This window comes from Streptomyces sp. NPDC102259, from assembly GCF_044766465.1.
In the GTDB taxonomy this organism is placed as follows: Bacteria; Actinomycetota; Actinomycetes; order Streptomycetales; family Streptomycetaceae; genus Streptomyces.
In genome coordinates this window covers 39801-56041 of record NZ_JBIWMA010000035.1, presented here as the reverse complement: position 1 = coordinate 56041, position 16241 = coordinate 39801, and the positions used below count along the sequence as shown (strand labels likewise).

General features: G+C 66.2%; 15 protein-coding genes and 3 pseudogenes. 12 read left to right on the top strand and 6 right to left on the bottom strand.

Translation table 11 applies throughout. The annotated features are described in order from the left end of the window. Positions 1 to 298: 298 nt before the first annotated feature. Positions 299 to 1369: a transposase family protein gene (locus tag ACIRPU_RS41185; protein ID WP_403877391.1), complete on the bottom strand. Its 1071-nt coding sequence runs from the start codon at positions 1367 to 1369 to the stop codon at positions 299 to 301. A gap of 620 nt (positions 1370 to 1989) precedes the next feature. Between ACIRPU_RS41185 and ACIRPU_RS41180 the strand changes: the two genes are divergently transcribed. After that, positions 1990 to 2514, top strand: coding sequence for a hypothetical protein (locus tag ACIRPU_RS41180; RefSeq protein ID WP_403877385.1), 525 nt, complete (start codon positions 1990 to 1992; stop codon positions 2512 to 2514). Here ACIRPU_RS41180 and istB read toward each other — a convergent pair. Beyond that, on the bottom strand, positions 2511 to 3284 hold the full coding sequence (gene istB, locus ACIRPU_RS41175; RefSeq protein WP_403877382.1) for an IS21-like element helper ATPase IstB: 774 nt from the start codon (positions 3282 to 3284) through the stop codon (positions 2511 to 2513). The two genes, ACIRPU_RS41180 and istB, sit on opposite strands and share 4 nt — an antisense overlap. Positions 3285 to 3755: 471 nt before the next feature. On the opposite strand from istB, the gene ACIRPU_RS41170 reads away from it, so the two are divergent. The 9 genes and pseudogenes from ACIRPU_RS41170 (at position 3756) to ACIRPU_RS41130 (ending at position 11933) form a co-directional block, all read left to right on the top strand. Then, a complete protein-coding gene (locus tag ACIRPU_RS41170; RefSeq protein WP_403877379.1) occupies positions 3756 to 4763 on the top strand; it encodes a hypothetical protein in 1008 nt (335 codons plus the stop codon). 10 nt (positions 4764 to 4773) lie between these two features. Further along, complete coding sequence (locus ACIRPU_RS41165) at positions 4774 to 5319, top strand: GNAT family N-acetyltransferase (RefSeq protein ID WP_403877376.1); 546 nt, start codon at positions 4774 to 4776, stop codon at positions 5317 to 5319. Then, a pseudogene (locus ACIRPU_RS41160) lies at positions 5307 to 5438 on the top strand (hypothetical protein); the annotation flags it as partial. The gene ACIRPU_RS41165 and the pseudogene ACIRPU_RS41160, both read left to right, overlap by 13 nt. A gap of 56 nt (positions 5439 to 5494) precedes the next feature. Continuing rightward, positions 5495 to 5932 (top strand): annotated as a pseudogene (locus tag ACIRPU_RS41155) (transposase); the annotation flags it as partial. 566 nt (positions 5933 to 6498) lie between these two features. After that, entirely contained in the window at positions 6499 to 6777 is a 279-nt protein-coding gene (locus ACIRPU_RS41150) for a hypothetical protein (RefSeq protein ID WP_403877374.1), read from the top strand. A 21-nt stretch (positions 6778 to 6798) separates the two neighbouring features. Continuing rightward, entirely contained in the window at positions 6799 to 8235 is a 1437-nt protein-coding gene (locus ACIRPU_RS41145; RefSeq protein WP_403877372.1) for a S8 family serine peptidase, read from the top strand. A gap of 57 nt (positions 8236 to 8292) precedes the next feature. After that, positions 8293 to 8745, top strand: a complete 453-nt coding sequence (locus ACIRPU_RS41140; RefSeq protein WP_403877369.1) for a hypothetical protein — start codon at positions 8293 to 8295, stop codon at positions 8743 to 8745. A 4-nt stretch (positions 8746 to 8749) separates the two neighbouring features. Continuing rightward, the gene (locus tag ACIRPU_RS41135) at positions 8750 to 9700 is read left to right on the top strand and encodes a polyprenyl synthetase family protein (protein WP_403877366.1); all 951 of its coding nucleotides are present in this window, start codon (positions 8750 to 8752) and stop codon (positions 9698 to 9700) included. Then, a complete protein-coding gene (locus ACIRPU_RS41130; RefSeq protein WP_403877363.1) occupies positions 9678 to 11933 on the top strand; it encodes a geranylgeranyl reductase family protein in 2256 nt (751 codons plus the stop codon). The genes ACIRPU_RS41135 and ACIRPU_RS41130 overlap by 23 nt, the downstream gene beginning before the upstream one ends. A gap of 414 nt (positions 11934 to 12347) precedes the next feature. Here ACIRPU_RS41130 and ACIRPU_RS41125 read toward each other — a convergent pair whose 3' ends face one another. Together ACIRPU_RS41125 and ACIRPU_RS41120 are read right to left on the bottom strand one after the other, a co-directional pair. After that, positions 12348 to 12719, bottom strand: coding sequence for a DUF6233 domain-containing protein (locus ACIRPU_RS41125; protein WP_403877361.1), 372 nt, complete (start codon positions 12717 to 12719; stop codon positions 12348 to 12350). A 108-nt stretch (positions 12720 to 12827) separates the two neighbouring features. After that, positions 12828 to 13175, bottom strand: coding sequence for a hypothetical protein (locus tag ACIRPU_RS41120; RefSeq protein ID WP_403877359.1), 348 nt, complete (start codon positions 13173 to 13175; stop codon positions 12828 to 12830). 1029 nt (positions 13176 to 14204) lie between these two features. Here ACIRPU_RS41120 and ACIRPU_RS41115 point away from each other — a divergent pair. Both ACIRPU_RS41115 and ACIRPU_RS41110 read left to right on the top strand, forming a co-directional pair. Then, on the top strand, positions 14205 to 14510 hold the full coding sequence (locus ACIRPU_RS41115) for a hypothetical protein (RefSeq protein WP_403877356.1): 306 nt from the start codon (positions 14205 to 14207) through the stop codon (positions 14508 to 14510). 162 nt (positions 14511 to 14672) lie between these two features. Further along, positions 14673 to 14768 (top strand): annotated as a pseudogene (locus tag ACIRPU_RS41110) (nucleoside/nucleotide kinase family protein); the annotation flags it as partial. Between the two features lie 73 nt (positions 14769 to 14841). Here ACIRPU_RS41110 and ACIRPU_RS41105 read toward each other — a convergent pair. Beyond that, the gene (locus tag ACIRPU_RS41105) at positions 14842 to 15612 is read right to left on the bottom strand and encodes a hypothetical protein (RefSeq protein ID WP_403877353.1); all 771 of its coding nucleotides are present in this window, start codon (positions 15610 to 15612) and stop codon (positions 14842 to 14844) included. Next, positions 15605 to 16186 (bottom strand): RNA polymerase sigma factor, encoded by a 582-nt coding sequence (locus ACIRPU_RS41100; RefSeq protein ID WP_403877350.1) that lies wholly within the window; start codon positions 16184 to 16186, stop codon positions 15605 to 15607. Before ACIRPU_RS41100 ends, ACIRPU_RS41105 begins: the two co-directional genes overlap by 8 nt. Positions 16187 to 16241 lie beyond the last annotated feature (55 nt).

The window sequence follows — 16241 nt, the reverse complement described above, 5'->3', positions numbered from 1 at the left end:
ACAACACAGCCCACTCGGCATCCGAAAGCTCATGACGACGCACCACGACAAACATGATGCCTCATTACCTGACCACCTTTGAAGACGATCTCTAGAACCGGGCAGGAACCCGCCATGCGCCACTGGAGCCGGGAAGGCCCCGGTGCTGCGGGAAGGCCCCGGACCGTGGCCGGACGCTGTCGGCGAATCGTCTCGACGTGCGGGAACGGGCCGACGCCGAGCGGTGAAGCCGCAGGTAGCCGTCCGTGACCGGTCCGGGGCATGGTGGTATCCCGCCAGGTGGTGCAGCTGGTCGGCCTTAACGGCTTCGCAGGTCGCGGCGGACTCGGCCCGGCGGCCGGGGTTTTCGCCGCCTGGCCGGCTCGTGGAGCGGCGCGGAGCTTCGGCTGAGCCGACGGATGACAGGCGCACCGGACCGTCGTGGCCCGCCCGTGCCTGCGCTGATGGTCCGCAGGCGTCCGTGGTTGTCCGCCGCTGTCGTCCGTCGGCGGGTGGCGGTCTGCTGATGTGAGAGCAGTGCGGCAACGGCTTGGACGATGTCGCTCATGTGCTCGCGGCGGCCAAGGTGCCGGGCGAGAGCCCGCCAGTTCTTGAGGTGTGCGATGCCGTGCTCGACCCGGATGCGTCGTGAGGAATGTGCCTTGCGCTGCTGCTCGTGCCTTTCCTCGTACCAGGCGGGAGGGTTCTTCTTGAACTTGCGACGTGGTGGTGTCAGCACGCGCCCGCCGGTCTGCGCGCCCATACCCTGGTAGCCAGCGTCCGCGAGGATCTCGAGGAACGGGCCGTCCGCCAGGAGCTGGGCCAGTCCCAGCTGCCGGGCCTGGGTGATGTCGGCGCAACTGCCGGGTCGAACCGGGCTGCAGAACAGCACGCGCCCCTCGGCGTCCGTGAGGACCATGGACTTCACGGCGTTCTGTTTGGTCTTGCCGGAGATGAATTTCTCCCGGTCCTTTCGGACTGCGGCGGGGCGTCGCACGCGGACCTCCGTGCCGTCGATGATGCCGGTCCCGCCGGCGCCCAAGTACTCGATGACCTCGGCGAGAGTGCGCAGCCGGATGCCCCGGGCGACGGTGCAGCCCCGTCGTGCCAGCAGGGGCCGCACCTCGCCGATGGCGCGGGTGATGGTGGAGCGGTCCACGCCGAACCAGCAGGCCAGCACGTCATGCGTGGTGCCGTGGCGCAGACTCACCAGCGTGGCCAGCAGCCGATCGATGAAGACGAACTTGTGCTTCGCTCCGGCTCCTACCCCCCGTTGCCGTGCTCGAGCAGTGAGGCGAGCCTGATGCAGCTCGTGCCACAACGGTCCTACCTCAGCAACGAGTTCAGCGATCACCGTCGGCGACAGCCCGGTGGCCCGGTACTCCGCCACGATCAACGCACGCGCTCCAGCCCCCACCATGCGCTGCTCAACGAGCTACCTGAACGCTGAGCCACGGCTAACTGTGCACGAGGTCGTTAGGGGGCCGCTTTTGATCGAGGCCGGGGTGCCGCTGCGGGTCGACGGTGGGGGGTGCTGCCGACCCGGTCAGCGTTTGACGCGGTTGCGGATGGCGAGGACGGCGAGGCGTGAGCAGGTCACTCATCCATTGGATGACGTGGTTCTAGTCCCAGCAGCAGGCACGCTTCACGAGCCAGCCCCGGGTGGAATCGCGGTTGCTGGCGACGAGTTGGTCCCACGTGGTGCCACTGAGCAGCTGGCGTCGACTTTGCCACGGCCGTCTGTGAGGTAGATCAGGTTGTTGTGGACCTCGGGCCTTCTCCCAGTTCCAATGGCGGACCTGGCTTGTGGGCCGGTCACGGGTTTCTCACTTGGTGGGGCACGGCACTCACATCGAGGCAGGAAACGGCAGGAATCCGGCTCGGACGCGGCCGCCCCGACCGCCGTTCTTCGCCGGACGGCCACTGTTGTGGACGTTCGCGTTATTCCCCAGGCGTAAGTTCACGTAATTCCCCAGGCCCCGGCCTCGCGAGGGCATTACGTTGGCCAGCGTGAACTTGCTGGGATGGAGCTATCGATATGTGGGACCGCCTGATCTGCGGGCCCTTGTTCGGCCAGAGGCTGAGGGCCGACGCATCCACTCGGCGGCGGACTTCGACGACTGGCTTTCGACTCTGACAGCGGCGGACTTGGCTGAGCCCTTCACGTTCGTCATCGACTCGGCAGGTGTGCTGCGGCTGGCGCCGCGCCGGAGCGAGCATGTGGTGTGTGCTGGCGGTGGCCCCGTTCTGGGTGCCGGGGAGATGAGCTTCCGCAAGGAGTCCGGGCAGTGGGTGGTCGGTGAGGTGAGCAATCAGTCGACCGGATACTGCCCGGACGTCAGCTCGTGGCCGACTGTCGCGAGGGCTCTGGACACAGCTGGGATTGATCATCCTGCCAGTTTCACCCACGAGGTGGTGTTCCGGCACTGTCCCGTCTGCGGTCAGCTGAACATCGTTCGGGGGGAGTGCTTCGTCTGCGTCTTCTGTGACGAGGAACTGCCGCAGGAATGGAACGTGGACGGGGCCGGGCGTTAGCGGACCGGGGACTTGGCGGACTTGTCGCTGGGGTTCTTGGGCCGCTTGTTCGGGCGGTAGCTGGGCCCGTTCATGATCACCTGGTGGCTGGTGTTGATCAGCCGGTCCAGGAGTGACTCGGCGACGACTGGGTTGGGGAAGAGGGGATACCAGTCGCTGGGTGCCCGGTTGCTGGTGATGATCAGTGACCGGCCCTGCCGCTCGGAGACGAGTTCGTAGAGGTCGTCGGCATGGGCGGCGGAGAGCTGACGCATGGCGAAGTCGTCGAGGATGAGCACGTCGGGCCGCACCAGTTCACGGATCCGCTTCTCCCAGGTGCGGTCCGCGTGGCCGTCGGCGAGTTCGGCGAGGACCCGGCTGGTCTTCGCGAAGCGGACGTGGGCACCCTGGCGGACGGCGAGGTGGCCCAGCGCCTGGGCGATGTGCGTCTTGCCGACCCCGACCGGGCCGAAGAGGATGACGGACTCGCCCGCGTGGAGCCAGCGCAGGGCGCCGAGGTCGCGGATCTGGGCTGCGGGCAGCTTCGAGGAGGCGGTGAAGTCGAACTCCTCCAGGGTGACCTGCTGCTCGAACTTGGCGCGCTGGAGCCTGCGTTGGAAGGCGACGGTCTCGCGGCGGGTGATCTCGTCCTGGCAGAGGACCTGGAGGAAGTCGAGGTGGCCGAGTTCGCCGCCATGGGCCTGGGCGAGGCGGGCGTCGAGGGTCTCCAGCATCCCGGACAGCCGCAGGGACTTCAGGGACTCGCGCAGGGCGGTGTCCATCACGCTCATCGTGCCGCCACCTCGTCTTCGCCGTGGACCTGGTCGTCGTGGGCGCCGTCCGGGGTGTCCGGGGGCATGACGGAGCCGAAGAGCCCTTGCGGGCCGTGGAGGAAGGCCGCGGCGCCCGCGTCTCCGCTGGTCTCGGGCTCGGGATCGGTCTCGGTGCCGGAACTCGAAAGGCGCGGTGTTCGTAGCGCTGACGAGTTCCTTCCGCCGTACAGGAAGGCAGCCGAACGGCTCGGTCTGACGAACGTGGACCCTGCCCCGAAGACCTTCGAGGGTTGGATCTACGAAGGGCGCAAGCCCCAGAAGACCTTCCGCCGGGTCATCGTCGAAATGCTCGGCTACAGCATCGATGACCTGTGGGCCGAAGTCCCCGAGGGGGCCGCCCCGGACTTCGTTCCCCTGGTCGGCACGTCTCCCATTGCACACCATGCCGAACCCGGCATGGACCTGAGCGAGATGAAAAGGAGCGGCGCAATGGCCGTTCGCCGTGCGCGGAACTACGTCCTCGAAGCGGACCGCGAAAGGGTGGGGGACAACCCGCTCCCGCTGCTGCACGACCAGGTCGCTCGGCTCGTTCGCGACTACCCGCGTGTACCACTGGCGTCGATCTGGGATGACCTGCTGGATGCCCAGGATCAGGTCATCTTCAATCTGGAGACCGGCAAACACCGTCCGTCCCAGCTCAGCGACCTCAACTTCATGGCCGGTGTGCTGGCGTTCCTGGTGGACAAGGGCTCAAACGACATGGAGGACCGCGAGCAGGCCAGGACGATGAGCCTGCTCGCCGGCGCGTTCGCCAAGGACACCGAACACCCGGGCCTGATGGCTCTGGTCAACGGTCTGCAATCGCTCATCGAACACTGGGCAGACCGGCCCGGGGACGCCCTGTTCTACGCCCAGAAGGGAACGGCCCTCTCCTCCGACCTCAACGGCACCGTCGGCCTGTGGCTTCTGGGCCTGCAGGCTCGCGCCGCGGCCGTCCTCGGCGACGAGGAGACCGTCCGGTCGGCGAACCTGCAGGCGGTCGATCGTCGTGGGAGCGTCGTCCTGGACGACCTCGATCAGCTCGGCGGCCTCCTCACCTACTCACCGGAGAAGCAGACGTACTACTCCGTGGAGTCCGAGGCGCTCCTTGGCCACGGCGATGCGGAACTCACGGTGCAGGCGGAACGGGCCGTGCAGGGGTTCAGCGACCGCGAAGACCCGAACTGGGCGTTCGGGGACCTGGCCGGAGCCCAGTGCAACCAGGCTCTCGTCCTCCTCTACAGCGGAGATGTGGACGGTGCCGCACACACCATCCGACCGGTCCTGGACCTCCCGCCCACGTACCGCAACAACGGCATCATCGTCTCCGCCCAACGTGTCCGGCAGGCACTCATGACCACCAATGTCCGTACCGCTGTTGTGGCCAGCGACCTGCGGGAGGAGATCGCGGTCTTCCCGCCTCGTCGGCCGGCGCTCCCCTCGGGAACGCAGCGCTAAGGTTCCCGGCATGTACCCGGTCCAGCGTTCCAGCCAGCGCCTCAACCTCCGCGAGCTCACCGTCGACGACGTCGATGCGGTGTTCGCTATCTACGGCGACCCAGAGGCAACGGAACACCTGTCGTTCGAGCCCCGTACCCGCGAGCAGGTTGGCCAGATCGTCGCCCGGTCCGTCGCCTCAGCGACGGCAGAACCGCGCAGCGAGTACGCACTCGCCATCGCCGAGCGGGACACGAACGCGCTGATCGGGTACGGACGTCTCGCCATGGACCCCCACCAGCAGCGCGCAGCCACGTTCGGCTTCGCGCTGCGCCCAGACGCTTGGGGAGTCGGCTACGGCCTGGAGACCGTCCGCCTGCTGTTGGGCCTCGGGTTCGAAGACCTGGGCCTGCATCGCGTCTGGGGCGCGCGCTCCCCGCTGAACGAAGCGTCAGCGAAGACCATGACAGCGGCGGGCATGGTCCAGGAAGGCACCATTCGCGCCCACATCCAGAAGGCAGACCGATGGCGTGACTCGGTGGTGCACTCGATGCTCGACGACGAGTGGAAGCCCTAGTGTCTGAGACTCCGCACCGCAGGGACCGGCTGTCGCAAGGTCCCCACCTTCTGTTCTGCTACGGCACCCTGCAGTTCGATGACGTCCTCAAGGGGCTGTTGGGGCGGATACCTCATCGAACTCCGGCGTCCGCTCCCGGATATCGGACGACCGCGCTCGAGGGCCGCGTCTACCCGGCAAGCGGGACGCGAAGCCGGTGCAGTAGTGGGAAGGCTCCCGCCCCGGCAGCGGCCGCAGCGGCTTGAAGCGGATGTACTCACGGTTGGTGGCCCTGCGGATCAGGCCTGCCGGACGCGAGAGCCGCAAGAACATCGACAGACCGGAACTGCCCGTGCGCTGGCTGCTGGCCGAATGGCCCGCCACCGAGCCCGAGCCTGTCCAGTTCTGGCTGTCCAACCTGCCCGCCGACATCCCGCTCGCCACCCTCGTGCGCACCGCGAAACTACGCTGGCGCATCGAGCACGACTACCGCGAGATGAAGCAGGTCCTGGGCCTGGCTCACTTCGAGGGCCGCACCTGGCGAGGCTGGCACCACCATGTCACCCTCGTCTCCGTCGCGCACGCCTTCTGCACTCTCCAGCGCATCACCCGGTGGCCTGGATCGGCGCCTGCCCCACCTGTTATCGCAACATGCCAGAACGTTGCCGGCCATGAGAGGCAGGGGTGGTGCGTTCAGGTCGTAGTGGTCAGCGCTGGCCGACAGCGGCGGGACTATCGGCCTGGTTTCAGCGGGCGCCCACCGGCCCGACTCCGTCCTGCTCGGGCCGACCATCGGCGCGGCCTGGCCGGTCCGGGGCACCCGTCGACGCGTCTGCTGGATGCCCGTATCGCCGGAATCTACGCTGCTGCGGTCCCGATCCGGGCTTCCCAACATGCGGATGTGCTGTCTTGAGTCCACTATGAATTGGGCGGGCGACGTGGCGGTGAAAGCACTCATCTTGCGTGCCCTACTCTGACTCCGTCTCTAAGATTCCCCTGCAGGATTGCTGCCAGGGACCCTCACGATCGTCCCACCACTTGAATTCCGGGAAGCGCAAAACAACCAGCGCGGGGAGCCAGACCGACATGGTGGGGAAACGGCCCGGGTGCATCCCCGAGTACGTCTGGGCTAAATTTGACAGTGCATTGCAACATGAAACTATCGCCGCTCGATGGGATCCTAACGTCGAACTGCCAGTAATGATGGTCATCGAATCGAGCAGGCCATCGGGGAGCAGCGGATCGCCAGCCGAGAATGTCGACCGCGACGCCGCTGTCGACGAGCTGCATGCCGCATTCTCCCGCAAAACCGAGCCCGTTGTGAATAGCCTTGTCGAGGCAGGCGCGAGTGACGTCCGTCTTTTCTGGATCAATCACACGATCGCTGCCACCATATCGTTGTCACCTTTGATCAAGGTCGCAGGCCTGCCGGAGATTCGGTACGTACTGCTGGATTCACGCCGAGCGATACAGCTGTAGGACGCGCGAAGGGGAATCGAGATGGCGATGCCACCGGCAGCCGGCGGCGGCTGGAGAGCCGCCGATATGAGCCGTGAGCAGGTCGACTGGTTCCTGAAGAAGCGGCGGCCTAAGCAGCAGCAGGAGTTGGCAGCTGCGATCGGTCCCGACACGATGCGCAAACTGCACCCATGGGTCGTGGGACGAATCCTCGACGAGCGAGAGGAAGCGAAGTTCGCTTCATGGACTGGCGCTGAAATCCCGGCAGAAGAGCCCGCACACGACGTAATGATCAACATGGAATCCGGCAAGGTGGCAAGAGCTGCGACTTCGGTCTCGAAAGCGGACAGGAGCGATGCCGTCAGTTCGCGCCAAGTTGAGGCCGATTTTGCACTGACGGGTCTGCGGGCAGATCTTGAACGGCAAGGAATTGAGATCCAGCAGGAATTTTGGCTCACCCACAGTGCATTGGCGACGCTTACCACATCCGAGGTCACGGCGGTCGCAGCTCGGGCAGACGTCAGCACAATCAGCAGCAATAAACTCCAGAATGTTCTCGGTCTGGATGTCAGCCGAGGTCACATCCGGGCAAATGTTGTTCCGCCGGGGCTTACTGGGGCCGGCATCAGCGTGGCGGTTATCGACACAGGCGTCGATGCCAGTCACCCAGCCCTCGCTGGGGCAGTAGGCGCACAGCAGGACATGACAGGCGCTGCCGTGATGCGGGACGATCACGGCCATGGCACGCATGTCGCGGGTATTGTCGCGAGTCGCGATCCGACCTACCGCGGCATTGCTCCCGGCGCCAGCATCATCGACATCCGTATCATGAATGCAGCTCCTCCGTTCACAAAGCCGTCCTGGTGCACGAACGGATTGACCGCAGCGGTGACTTCCGGTGCTGACATTGCGAACAACAGCTGGTGGTTTCCACATAAGGACGGCGGTTGGGTGTGCCCCAACGGAACATGCGTACTGTGCACAGCCGCCGACCAGGCCGTCGCGTTGGGTGTGGTGGTCGTCGTCATCGCCGGCAACGCGGGCGATGACATCTGTGGAACTTACGACACCTTTATCGGCTGCCCAGGAAATGCTCGCAATGTCATCACGGTGGGAGCCACCGATGATGTCGACTTCCTGGCGACCTTCTCCAGTAACGGCCCGACCCCGGACGGTCGGCTGAAGCCTGACGTCGCAGCTCCGGGCGTTGGAATCGCCTCGCTGCAGGCTAAGGGGACACTGCTTGGGACCGTGGTTGTACCGGGCATCGTCAGCGCGGACGGCACGAGCCAGTCCGCGCCACATGTGGCAGGCGTTGCCGCTCTCATGCTGAGCAAGAACGGCAGTCTGACTCCAGCTAGCGTCAAACAAATCATCGATAGCTTTGCCAATACGGTGCCCATTCAAAACGTACCCCTCGCCAGTTTCCATCGAATCGACGCACTCGCCGCTGTGAATGCAACGCCGTCAGCGCCATGACGGATCATCGATATTTGCTGATCGTCGCCGCAGGTCGATCACCGGAGGAGACTTTCCATGCCAGACGCCAACGCGCCCCGAGCCAGGAGTGTCACCCCGGGTGACCAGGCCCTGGCGACCCGAGCACGGCAAGTGATCAACACCTTCCGCGCAGAACATCCTGCCGAATATCAGGAACTGGTCCACGAATTCGATAGTCGCGACGGAAACTTGGCGGTGTTCGGGTTCGGGAGGATTAACGTGCGCATCACGAACGGCGAGGTGTCGGTTGAGCCGGGACTAGGACCAGGTGAGATGGCGCGCGGTATGATTTACATGGAGGCTCTTCAGGCAATCACGCAAGGTGTCCTTACGCCGTTGCAGGCCTACTTCCGGGGAGACGTCATTGTACGTGCGCCCTCTGGCGACCTGCACACCGCCTACGGCTTCTTTGTCCGGTTCGCTGAACTTGCCTTCGGGTCGGAAACGATGCGCACGCATTTCGACGAATTCCGCACCGAATTCCTCTGACGTCATGACCTCTTCAATCGAGTGGATTCAGACACGCGGGCTCGACCGCGTGATGCTCAATTCCGTAACGGCAGGTGATGCACGCCTCGACCGGATGTCCGCGGAGTTGATACAGCGGGGCGGAAAACGAATCCGCCCGACATTGTTGTTCCTTTCAGCTCGCATGGGCAAAGTACCCGATGCGCTGCTTCTGCCGGTTGCCGCAGCGATCGAACTCCTGCACGTAGCGTCGCTGTATCACGACGACATCATGGATTCCGCCGCAACCAGACGTGGTGCACCCAGTGCAAACAGCTTGTGGGGGAACACGAGTGCGGCGACCACGGGAACGCACATACTCGCGCGTGCGATGGCCCTGCTGGCCCCGCTGCCTCCGCAGGTGGTTTCACTCGTTTCAGAAGCCACGTTCACCCTGTGCACGGGTCAACTCCGCGAGACCGAACATGCCTTCGATCTGGAGCTGGATGAGGACGAACATCTGCAGATCATCGGGATGAAGACGGCGACGTTGTTCGAGTTGCCGTGTCGGCTCGGCGGTCAGCTGTCGGGAGTGGATCCGTCCCATGTGCAAGCGCTTGGCCGGTACGGGCGGAACCTGGGGATCGCGTTCCAGCTCACCGACGACATGCTCGATCTTATGGGAGACGCGACCGAGTTGGGTAAGCCGACGGGCACCGATCTGAGGGAGGGTGTGTTCTCACATTCGGTGCTCGTTGCTGTTCGGCAAAACCCGAAGGGCACGTTGGCGAGGCTGCTGGGTCGCGCGAGTCTGACTGCTGAGGAGGCCGCCCAAGCAGTCGCGCTCGTGCGGGAAAGTGGTGCCCTTGAGGTAACCGGTACAGTCGCTCGCGGGTATGCTGACCGGGCCGCAAAAGCGCTTGCCTCACTTCCGGAAGGCCCTGCCCGCACCTCCCTCCTCGCACTGACGAACCATGCTGTCGCCCGCACCCGTTGAGGCCCGGTTGCATATGAACGGCCCATACGATGCGATTGTTGTGGGAGCCGGACCAGCCGGCTCCACGGCGGCTTACCACCTGGCGATCAAGAGGCGAAGGGTGTTGCTCGTCGAAGCATGCCGCTTTCCCCGGGACAAGAGCTGCGGCGATCTTCTCACTGGGCGCGCCGTGCGAACCCTCGCCGAAATGGGCGTTCTTGCCTTGCTGCCGAATGCAAATGACCGAATACGCGGAGTGCGCGTACATATGCGTGGGCATGGATCTCGCGACCTCGACTACTCCGTGCATGTCGGCAGGGACCGCTGCGGGCTCGTCCTGCCGCGCTACGTCCTGGACGAGGCGGTTTGCCAGAGGGCAGTCGCAGCTGGTGCCACCTTGTGGGACGAGGCCACGGTTACCACGCCGGTGATCGAGCATGGGCGCGTAGTCGGCGTCCAGTTGCGCCACGCCGGCCAGCTGTTCGAAGTCCGTGCACCTGTCGTCGTGGCAGCGGATGGTGCACGCTCGGGGCTGGCGCAAGCTGTCGGCCTCTGTGCACCGGATTCGCCGGGATCCGGCGTCGCGATTCGGGGCTATATGGCCGAGGTTGATGATCTGTCGGACATCCAGGAGATCTTCCTCCCGCTCACGGACGTGACCGAGAGGAACCTATTGCCGTCGTACGGCTGGATCCACCCCATGGGAACGAGTAAGGCCAATATAGGCGTCGCGCTGTTCGAACCTTCACAGGAAGGGCACCTGCACGAGTTGCTCGACCGGTTCGTAGCGCGACTGCGGGAAGAGCGTGGTGGCCTCGCCTCCAGTCGTCTGGTGGGGGACTGGAAGTCCGCACCACTGCGCTTCGACTTCTCGCCGCATCGCTGCGTCGGTACCGGCATCATGCTTGTGGGAGACGCGGCCGGGCTCGTGAGTCCCTTCACCGGCGAGGGCATCAGTTATGCCCTCGAGTCCGGAAAGACAGCCGCAGAGGTCATCGACCGTGGTTTGAAGATCAGCCGTAGGAATATCGATCTGCTCGACTACTCCATGTTGCTGAAGGACTCGTATTCGGGCTACTTCGAGACCGGACAGCGTTCGACCCACAGGTACAAGCTTGCGTGGCGCGTGCTTGAAGGCACGTTTGGCAGCGAGAGACCACCCTTTGTCCTGTTCCGTCGAGCTGTCCTTTTGCCAGAAGGGGCGGGCGAACTCAAGACGAGTCGTCTCGTCGACGATGTTGATCCAATACTAGCGCCGGGTGTGGATGTGCGTAGCGCATTGTTGGGCGTTGGTGAGGTCATGACCACGGCGGTTCGTGACGAATGGCCCTTCCTGGGACGGCTCGCGTTGTCAAGTTGGGGAGATCCTGGCGTTCCGTTTCGACCGGCACTCCTCCTGTTGTTGGCGAGTTCCCTCGAAGGGCCGGATATCCGTTGTCTGATCGACGTGGCCGCTGCCGTCGAGTTGGGATGCTTGGCTGCGCTTGTACAACTGGGCGTGGAGAACAACCCAACCGTCCACGAGGCCGCACAGTCAGACCAAGAGCCGTCCCCGCATTCGAACTGGGGTAACAAATTCTCGATCCTGGTCGGCGACCTACTGTTGGCCAAGGCGCTGCAGCTTGCCGCTCACGGTGGCCCTACAGTTCTTGAGCTGATGTCTTCCGCGATCACGAGCGCCTGCACCGGGCAACTTCGCGGTACTGAGCATGCCTTCGATCTGGAGCTGGATGAGGACGAACATCTGCAGATCATCGGGATGAAGACGGCGACGTTGTTCGAGTTGCCGTGTCGGCTCGGCGGTCAGCTGTCGGGAGTGGATCCGTCCCATGTGCAAGCGCTTGGCCGGTACGGGCGGAACCTGGGGATCGCGTTCCAGCTCACCGACGACATGCTCGATCTTATGGGAGACGCGACCGAGTTGGGTAAGCCGACGGGCACCGATCTGAGGGAGGGTGTGTTCTCACATTCGGTGCTCGTTGCTGTTCGGCAAAACCCGAAGGGCACGTTGGCGAGGCTGCTGGGTCGCGCGAGTCTGACTGCTGAGGAGGCCGCCCAAGCAGTCGCGCTCGTGCGGGAAAGTGGTGCCCTTGAGGTAACCGGTACAGTCGCTCGCGGGTATGCCGACCGGGCCGCAAAAGCGCTTGCCTCACTTCCGGAAGGCCCTGCCCGCACCTCCCTCCTCGCACTGACTTCTTATGCGGTGACACGGAAGGTTCCGGAACGACCCGACCTCCTCACATTGCTCGACTGACTGCCTGTTCTCTATCCGCTCGCGCGGCCGGACAGGTTCGAACGGGCGCCTGTTTCGGGCGAGCTGGGCGCGGTAGCCGTCCCACTTCGGCTCCGCCGCCCAGCCCGGCGGCAGGTCGGGGTCGGCGGTCGGTGCGGTCAGCATGGGCTGGGGCAGGTGCCACGTCACCGGAGATCTCTTCCACCGGACGGCCGTGGCGTTCGGGTGCACTCCGCAACGGCTTGGCATGCGGCGCCAGGTGCTGACCGTCAGGCGCGGGTGCTGGTGAAGCGGGCGTTCGGTCCCCAGCCCTCCAGGACCGGCGTCATGCACCACTGGCAGAGAGGGCTGCCGCCGTGGCCGTATTTGTGTGTCTTGCGCTGGCAGACGGCGCAGGGTCCGACTTGGCTGCCCAGGCAGACGAACGCCGACGGATCAGGGTCTGCGACCGGAGGCGAGGGCGGAAGAGTGCTCATCGCGGGGGATGTCCTTGCGGCAGGGGACGGTGGCGGGGGCCGGGGTGGTGCCGCGGGGTAAGTCGATGTCGAGCTGGGTGTCGGGGCGGCAGTGGGTGCAGGATCGCAGGCCGCAGGCGAGGAGGCGGCGTGCTTCGTCCCGGCCGACCGGCCGTCGCCGCTTGCCCGCATGTGGCAGTCGCCGGCGTGGATCTGCACGGGCGGGCGTCTGGCGCCGATGCCGAGCTCGACCGTCCAGTCGGGTGGGGCGGGGCGGTGGCGCCGGCCGCGCTCGGTTTCTGCCTGCCGCTGCTGCACGGCGGCGATCTTCGCATCGATGCGGGTCAGCCACAGGGTGTGCCACACCCGCAGCGTCTCCAGACGCGGTAGATCTTCCGGCAGGTCATCGAACACATATTTGATTCTAGGCGGGCGAGGGCCTGCCGTCCCGGGCGGGGCGTCACGGTGGGGGAGTCGGAGGTTCGGCTGACTGTGGTGTCTGTGGCGGGGGTTCGGGTGGTGGGGGTTCGGGTGGTGGGGGAGGGGCGGCGTGCAGGGTGCGGGCGAGGTGGTCCAGGCCCGTCGTGTAGTCCGCTGCTTCGGTGGCCCTGGTGAGGAGGGCGTTGAGGTGGCGTCGTCGCATGGCGTCGGTCCGGGCGGTGGAGTAGGTGGTGACGAGGGCGTTGATGGCTGCGGCGGTGGTCGGGAGCAGGAGCGGCAGCACGATCCACCACGGGGCGTGGGCGAGGGCCGATCCTCCGGCGGTGAGGCCGGAGAGGGCGTGGCTGGGCAGTGTCGGGGTGTTCATGGTCGGCTCCTGGGTGGGGTGGTCGGTGGTGCGTCACCCCTTGTGTGCGGAGCCGCGGGCAGGGACAGCGGTGCGGGCGCCGGGGATGTGGCAGGCATGGTGGCGGGGGCGGCGGTTACCCGCGCAACCCCCGCTGGACGGGCAGCACTCTTGCCTGCCGGGCAGGCGTATTCGATACCTGTGAGCTGCGACTTCCTGACTTGGTGCAGCCTTGAATCCGTGTTGATGGGATGGATAAGGGGGAGTCGGTGACCCGCTGGCGGGGCTGATGGCGAATGCGATGCGGCCAGGCGGCGATGTGTCGGCGAACTCGTCGACCAGACGTCCTCCGGTCCCGCCAGCAGCCTCGCCAGGATCTCGGAATGCCTAGGAGCCGACGGCCGCCGCATCGGCTGGGAGGTACAGCTGTCCTCCGCCGGCACCGACGGTCCGCGCAGCGTCCGCGCCCGCGCCTCCAAAGCCGAGAAGAACGGGATCACTCCCGCCTGGCACACCGACCGCGCCGACTACGCCCACCGCAACGACACGCACTGGACCCGAAGCGACAACCTCCCCGCCTACGTCATCGCCAAGACCGGTGACCTCCGCGTCATCTCCGGCTACCGCGCACTGGGGTTCTGGCAGTGCGACCTCCGCGCCCTCTACCCCTGCCCTCACGGCGTGCGACGCTGCGGCAAAGCACATGTCACACCCAAGCCCCGTGACGTCCTCTTCGACGACCTGGTCCGCCAGACTGCCGCCGGCACGATGGTGCCGGTCCAGCTCCGCATCACCACCGCCGCCAAAGCGCACCGGTTCTGGGTCACCCGAAGCGACCAGGAACGGCTGAACGACCTCCTCAGCGACGACACCGCTCTCCCGCCCGACAGGGAGGAAGCCGGTACACCAACCAGCGCGAGTCGCAACCAACCCACGTGCAGACCTGCCGCCACGACGACGAACCTGGGAACAGCGCTGACGACACCGGGCGGCCTCAGCGTGTGGCCCGTGGTCCCAGCACAATCGGCGCCACCTGCGCGCGAAGCGATCATGGCTCCCCCGAGCCCGACCGCCGCACCTCACCTGGAACCGGATCACCGGTACGACCCGCGCCCTCCAGCAGAGCGCATCGGCCTGCCCGACGAGCTCATCGCCCTCCAGCAGGCCGCCGACCGTGAGCGCAGCCAGCTGGAGCGACTGAGCGACAACGAAGAGCGCCAGCACCAACGCGCGGTGTGGTTCGAGTCAGCAGCAACTGCCCAGGAAGCGATCACCCAGCACGCGCTCCGGAACCGCTTCAACCGTCACGAGGTCGAACAGGAGGTGCGGCCGATCGCCCGCACACCGCGCGGCTAGCCATGCGGCGTTGCAAGCGGCCGCTGCTGATGCGCCGCTGGTTTTCGGGCAGCCGCGTGGCCTCCCATGGGGAGCCGGGAGGCGCGGCCGGCCCCGCCGTCGACGGGACGGCAGGGCCGGACAAGGGGGACCGCTTCCGCCTAGATGATCAATTCCAAGGGGGCGCGTGTCCGTCCCCGGCTCGACGAGGTCTGGTTCTGCGAGATCGACGAGACGGAGCGCGTGCAGCGGCTCGTGGCCCGCCACGAGGAGTTCGGCGGCCGCGGCTACTCCGGACGCCGCGTCCGGCGCCACTGACCGAACCGGACCGGGCATGAGGGGTGATCTGCGGTCACTGGTTCTGCCGTGCATCGAAGTGGGCCGTGGCCAGTACGGAGCCGTCCCCGGCCAGCAGCCGGACACCGGACACCGTGTCCGGGTCGACACGCGTGGGCGCTCCCCAGTAACCCCGGCCGGCGTCGTCGAGGGAGAACTCCCCGATGTGGACCGACGTGCCGTCCGTACGCTCCAGTCGGCAGCTGACCTTTCCGGCCTCTGGGTATCCGTCGCGCGAGCCTGCGGCTTCGGACTCGTCTCCGGCCTGGGAGTCGGATGCGGACCCGGCCCGGCCGAGGTGGACCGACATGTAGACCCAGCCCGGAGATGCGGTATAGGCGAAGATCCGGCCCACCGGGCGGTGGTCGGGGGCCAGCAGAGACGCTGTGAGCAGGTCGTGCTCCGAGCCGGAGGGCTGCGAACTCCGCGAGGAGGGAGCCGACGCTCCCTCGATGGCCGTTCCGACGGCCCAGCCACCGAAGCCGAACCCGAGGGCGATCGCGGCGGCGGCCGCGATCGCCACGCCGGCCCGTGGTCGCGGCCGTCGCGCCGGCCGGTTCAGGCCCAGCCCGTCCGTCACCCGTGTCTCGAAGCCGGCGGGCGGCTCGCTGCCCGGCAGGAGAGAGAGCAGTCCGTCTCCGACGAGCGTCAGCTGCTCGACGTGCTCCCGGCAGGTGGGGCAGCGGTCCAGGTGGGCGATGGCTTCGGCGCGTTCCTGACCGGGGAGGATGCCCAGCGCCAGTTCGTCGGCGACGGCCCTCAGCCACTCGCAGTCCCTGTCAGTCATGATCGGCTCGCTCGGGTCCCAGAACCGTCCGCAGGTTCCCCATCGCCGACCTGATCCGTGTCTTCGCCGTGCCCAGGGGGATCCCTTCGAACTCGGAGACCTGCCGTGCGGTCATCCCGTAGATCCCGGCCATGACCACGGCACGCGCCTGCTGGAGCGGCAGGTCCGCTACCGCGGCCCGTACCCGGGATGCCGCCTCGTCGGCCAGTGCCCACTCTTCGGGCGTCCGGGTCACGATGCCGAGCAGAGCGTCGAGGTCCTCGGGGGAGACGGGGGTCGCCTTGCGCGCGCGGACGGCGTCGATCGCCAGGTTGTGCGTGATGGCCCCCAGCCAGGTCTTCACCGATCCACGCCTGGTGTCGTAGACCTGCGCGTGACGCCAAGCCCTCTCGAAGGTCTGCTGAGCGATGTCCTCGGCGAGCTGGAGGTCGCCGACGACAGCGATGGCGATACCGAATACCATGCGCTGGAACCGGCGGACGAACGCGAGGGCGACCTCCGGGTCGCCGGTCGCCATTCCCGCCAGCAGCGCCTCGTCCGAGAGCCGCCCGAGTGGTAGGCCCAGTCTCCGCATACCAGTGGATACGGCGAACCTCGCCGAACGGATTCCCCCAGTTCCACGCGGGACC

Coding starts and splice junctions, on each gene's coding strand:
- istB (WP_403877382.1), bottom strand. CDS start 3,284: ATGAGCGTGATGGACACCGCCCTGCGCGAGTCCCTGAAGTCCCTGCGG.
- ACIRPU_RS41170 (WP_403877379.1), top strand. CDS start 3,756: ATGGCCGTTCGCCGTGCGCGGAACTACGTCCTCGAAGCGGACCGCGAA.
- ACIRPU_RS41165 (WP_403877376.1), top strand. CDS start 4,774: ATGTACCCGGTCCAGCGTTCCAGCCAGCGCCTCAACCTCCGCGAGCTC.
- ACIRPU_RS41150 (WP_403877374.1), top strand. CDS start 6,499: ATGATGGTCATCGAATCGAGCAGGCCATCGGGGAGCAGCGGATCGCCA.
- ACIRPU_RS41145 (WP_403877372.1), top strand. CDS start 6,799: ATGGCGATGCCACCGGCAGCCGGCGGCGGCTGGAGAGCCGCCGATATG.
- ACIRPU_RS41140 (WP_403877369.1), top strand. CDS start 8,293: ATGCCAGACGCCAACGCGCCCCGAGCCAGGAGTGTCACCCCGGGTGAC.
- ACIRPU_RS41135 (WP_403877366.1), top strand. CDS start 8,750: ATGACCTCTTCAATCGAGTGGATTCAGACACGCGGGCTCGACCGCGTG.
- ACIRPU_RS41130 (WP_403877363.1), top strand. CDS start 9,678: ATGCTGTCGCCCGCACCCGTTGAGGCCCGGTTGCATATGAACGGCCCA.
- ACIRPU_RS41120 (WP_403877359.1), bottom strand. CDS start 13,175: ATGAACACCCCGACACTGCCCAGCCACGCCCTCTCCGGCCTCACCGCC.
- ACIRPU_RS41115 (WP_403877356.1), top strand. CDS start 14,205: ATGGCTCCCCCGAGCCCGACCGCCGCACCTCACCTGGAACCGGATCAC.
- ACIRPU_RS41105 (WP_403877353.1), bottom strand. CDS start 15,612: ATGACTGACAGGGACTGCGAGTGGCTGAGGGCCGTCGCCGACGAACTG.
- ACIRPU_RS41100 (WP_403877350.1), bottom strand. CDS start 16,186: ATGCGGAGACTGGGCCTACCACTCGGGCGGCTCTCGGACGAGGCGCTG.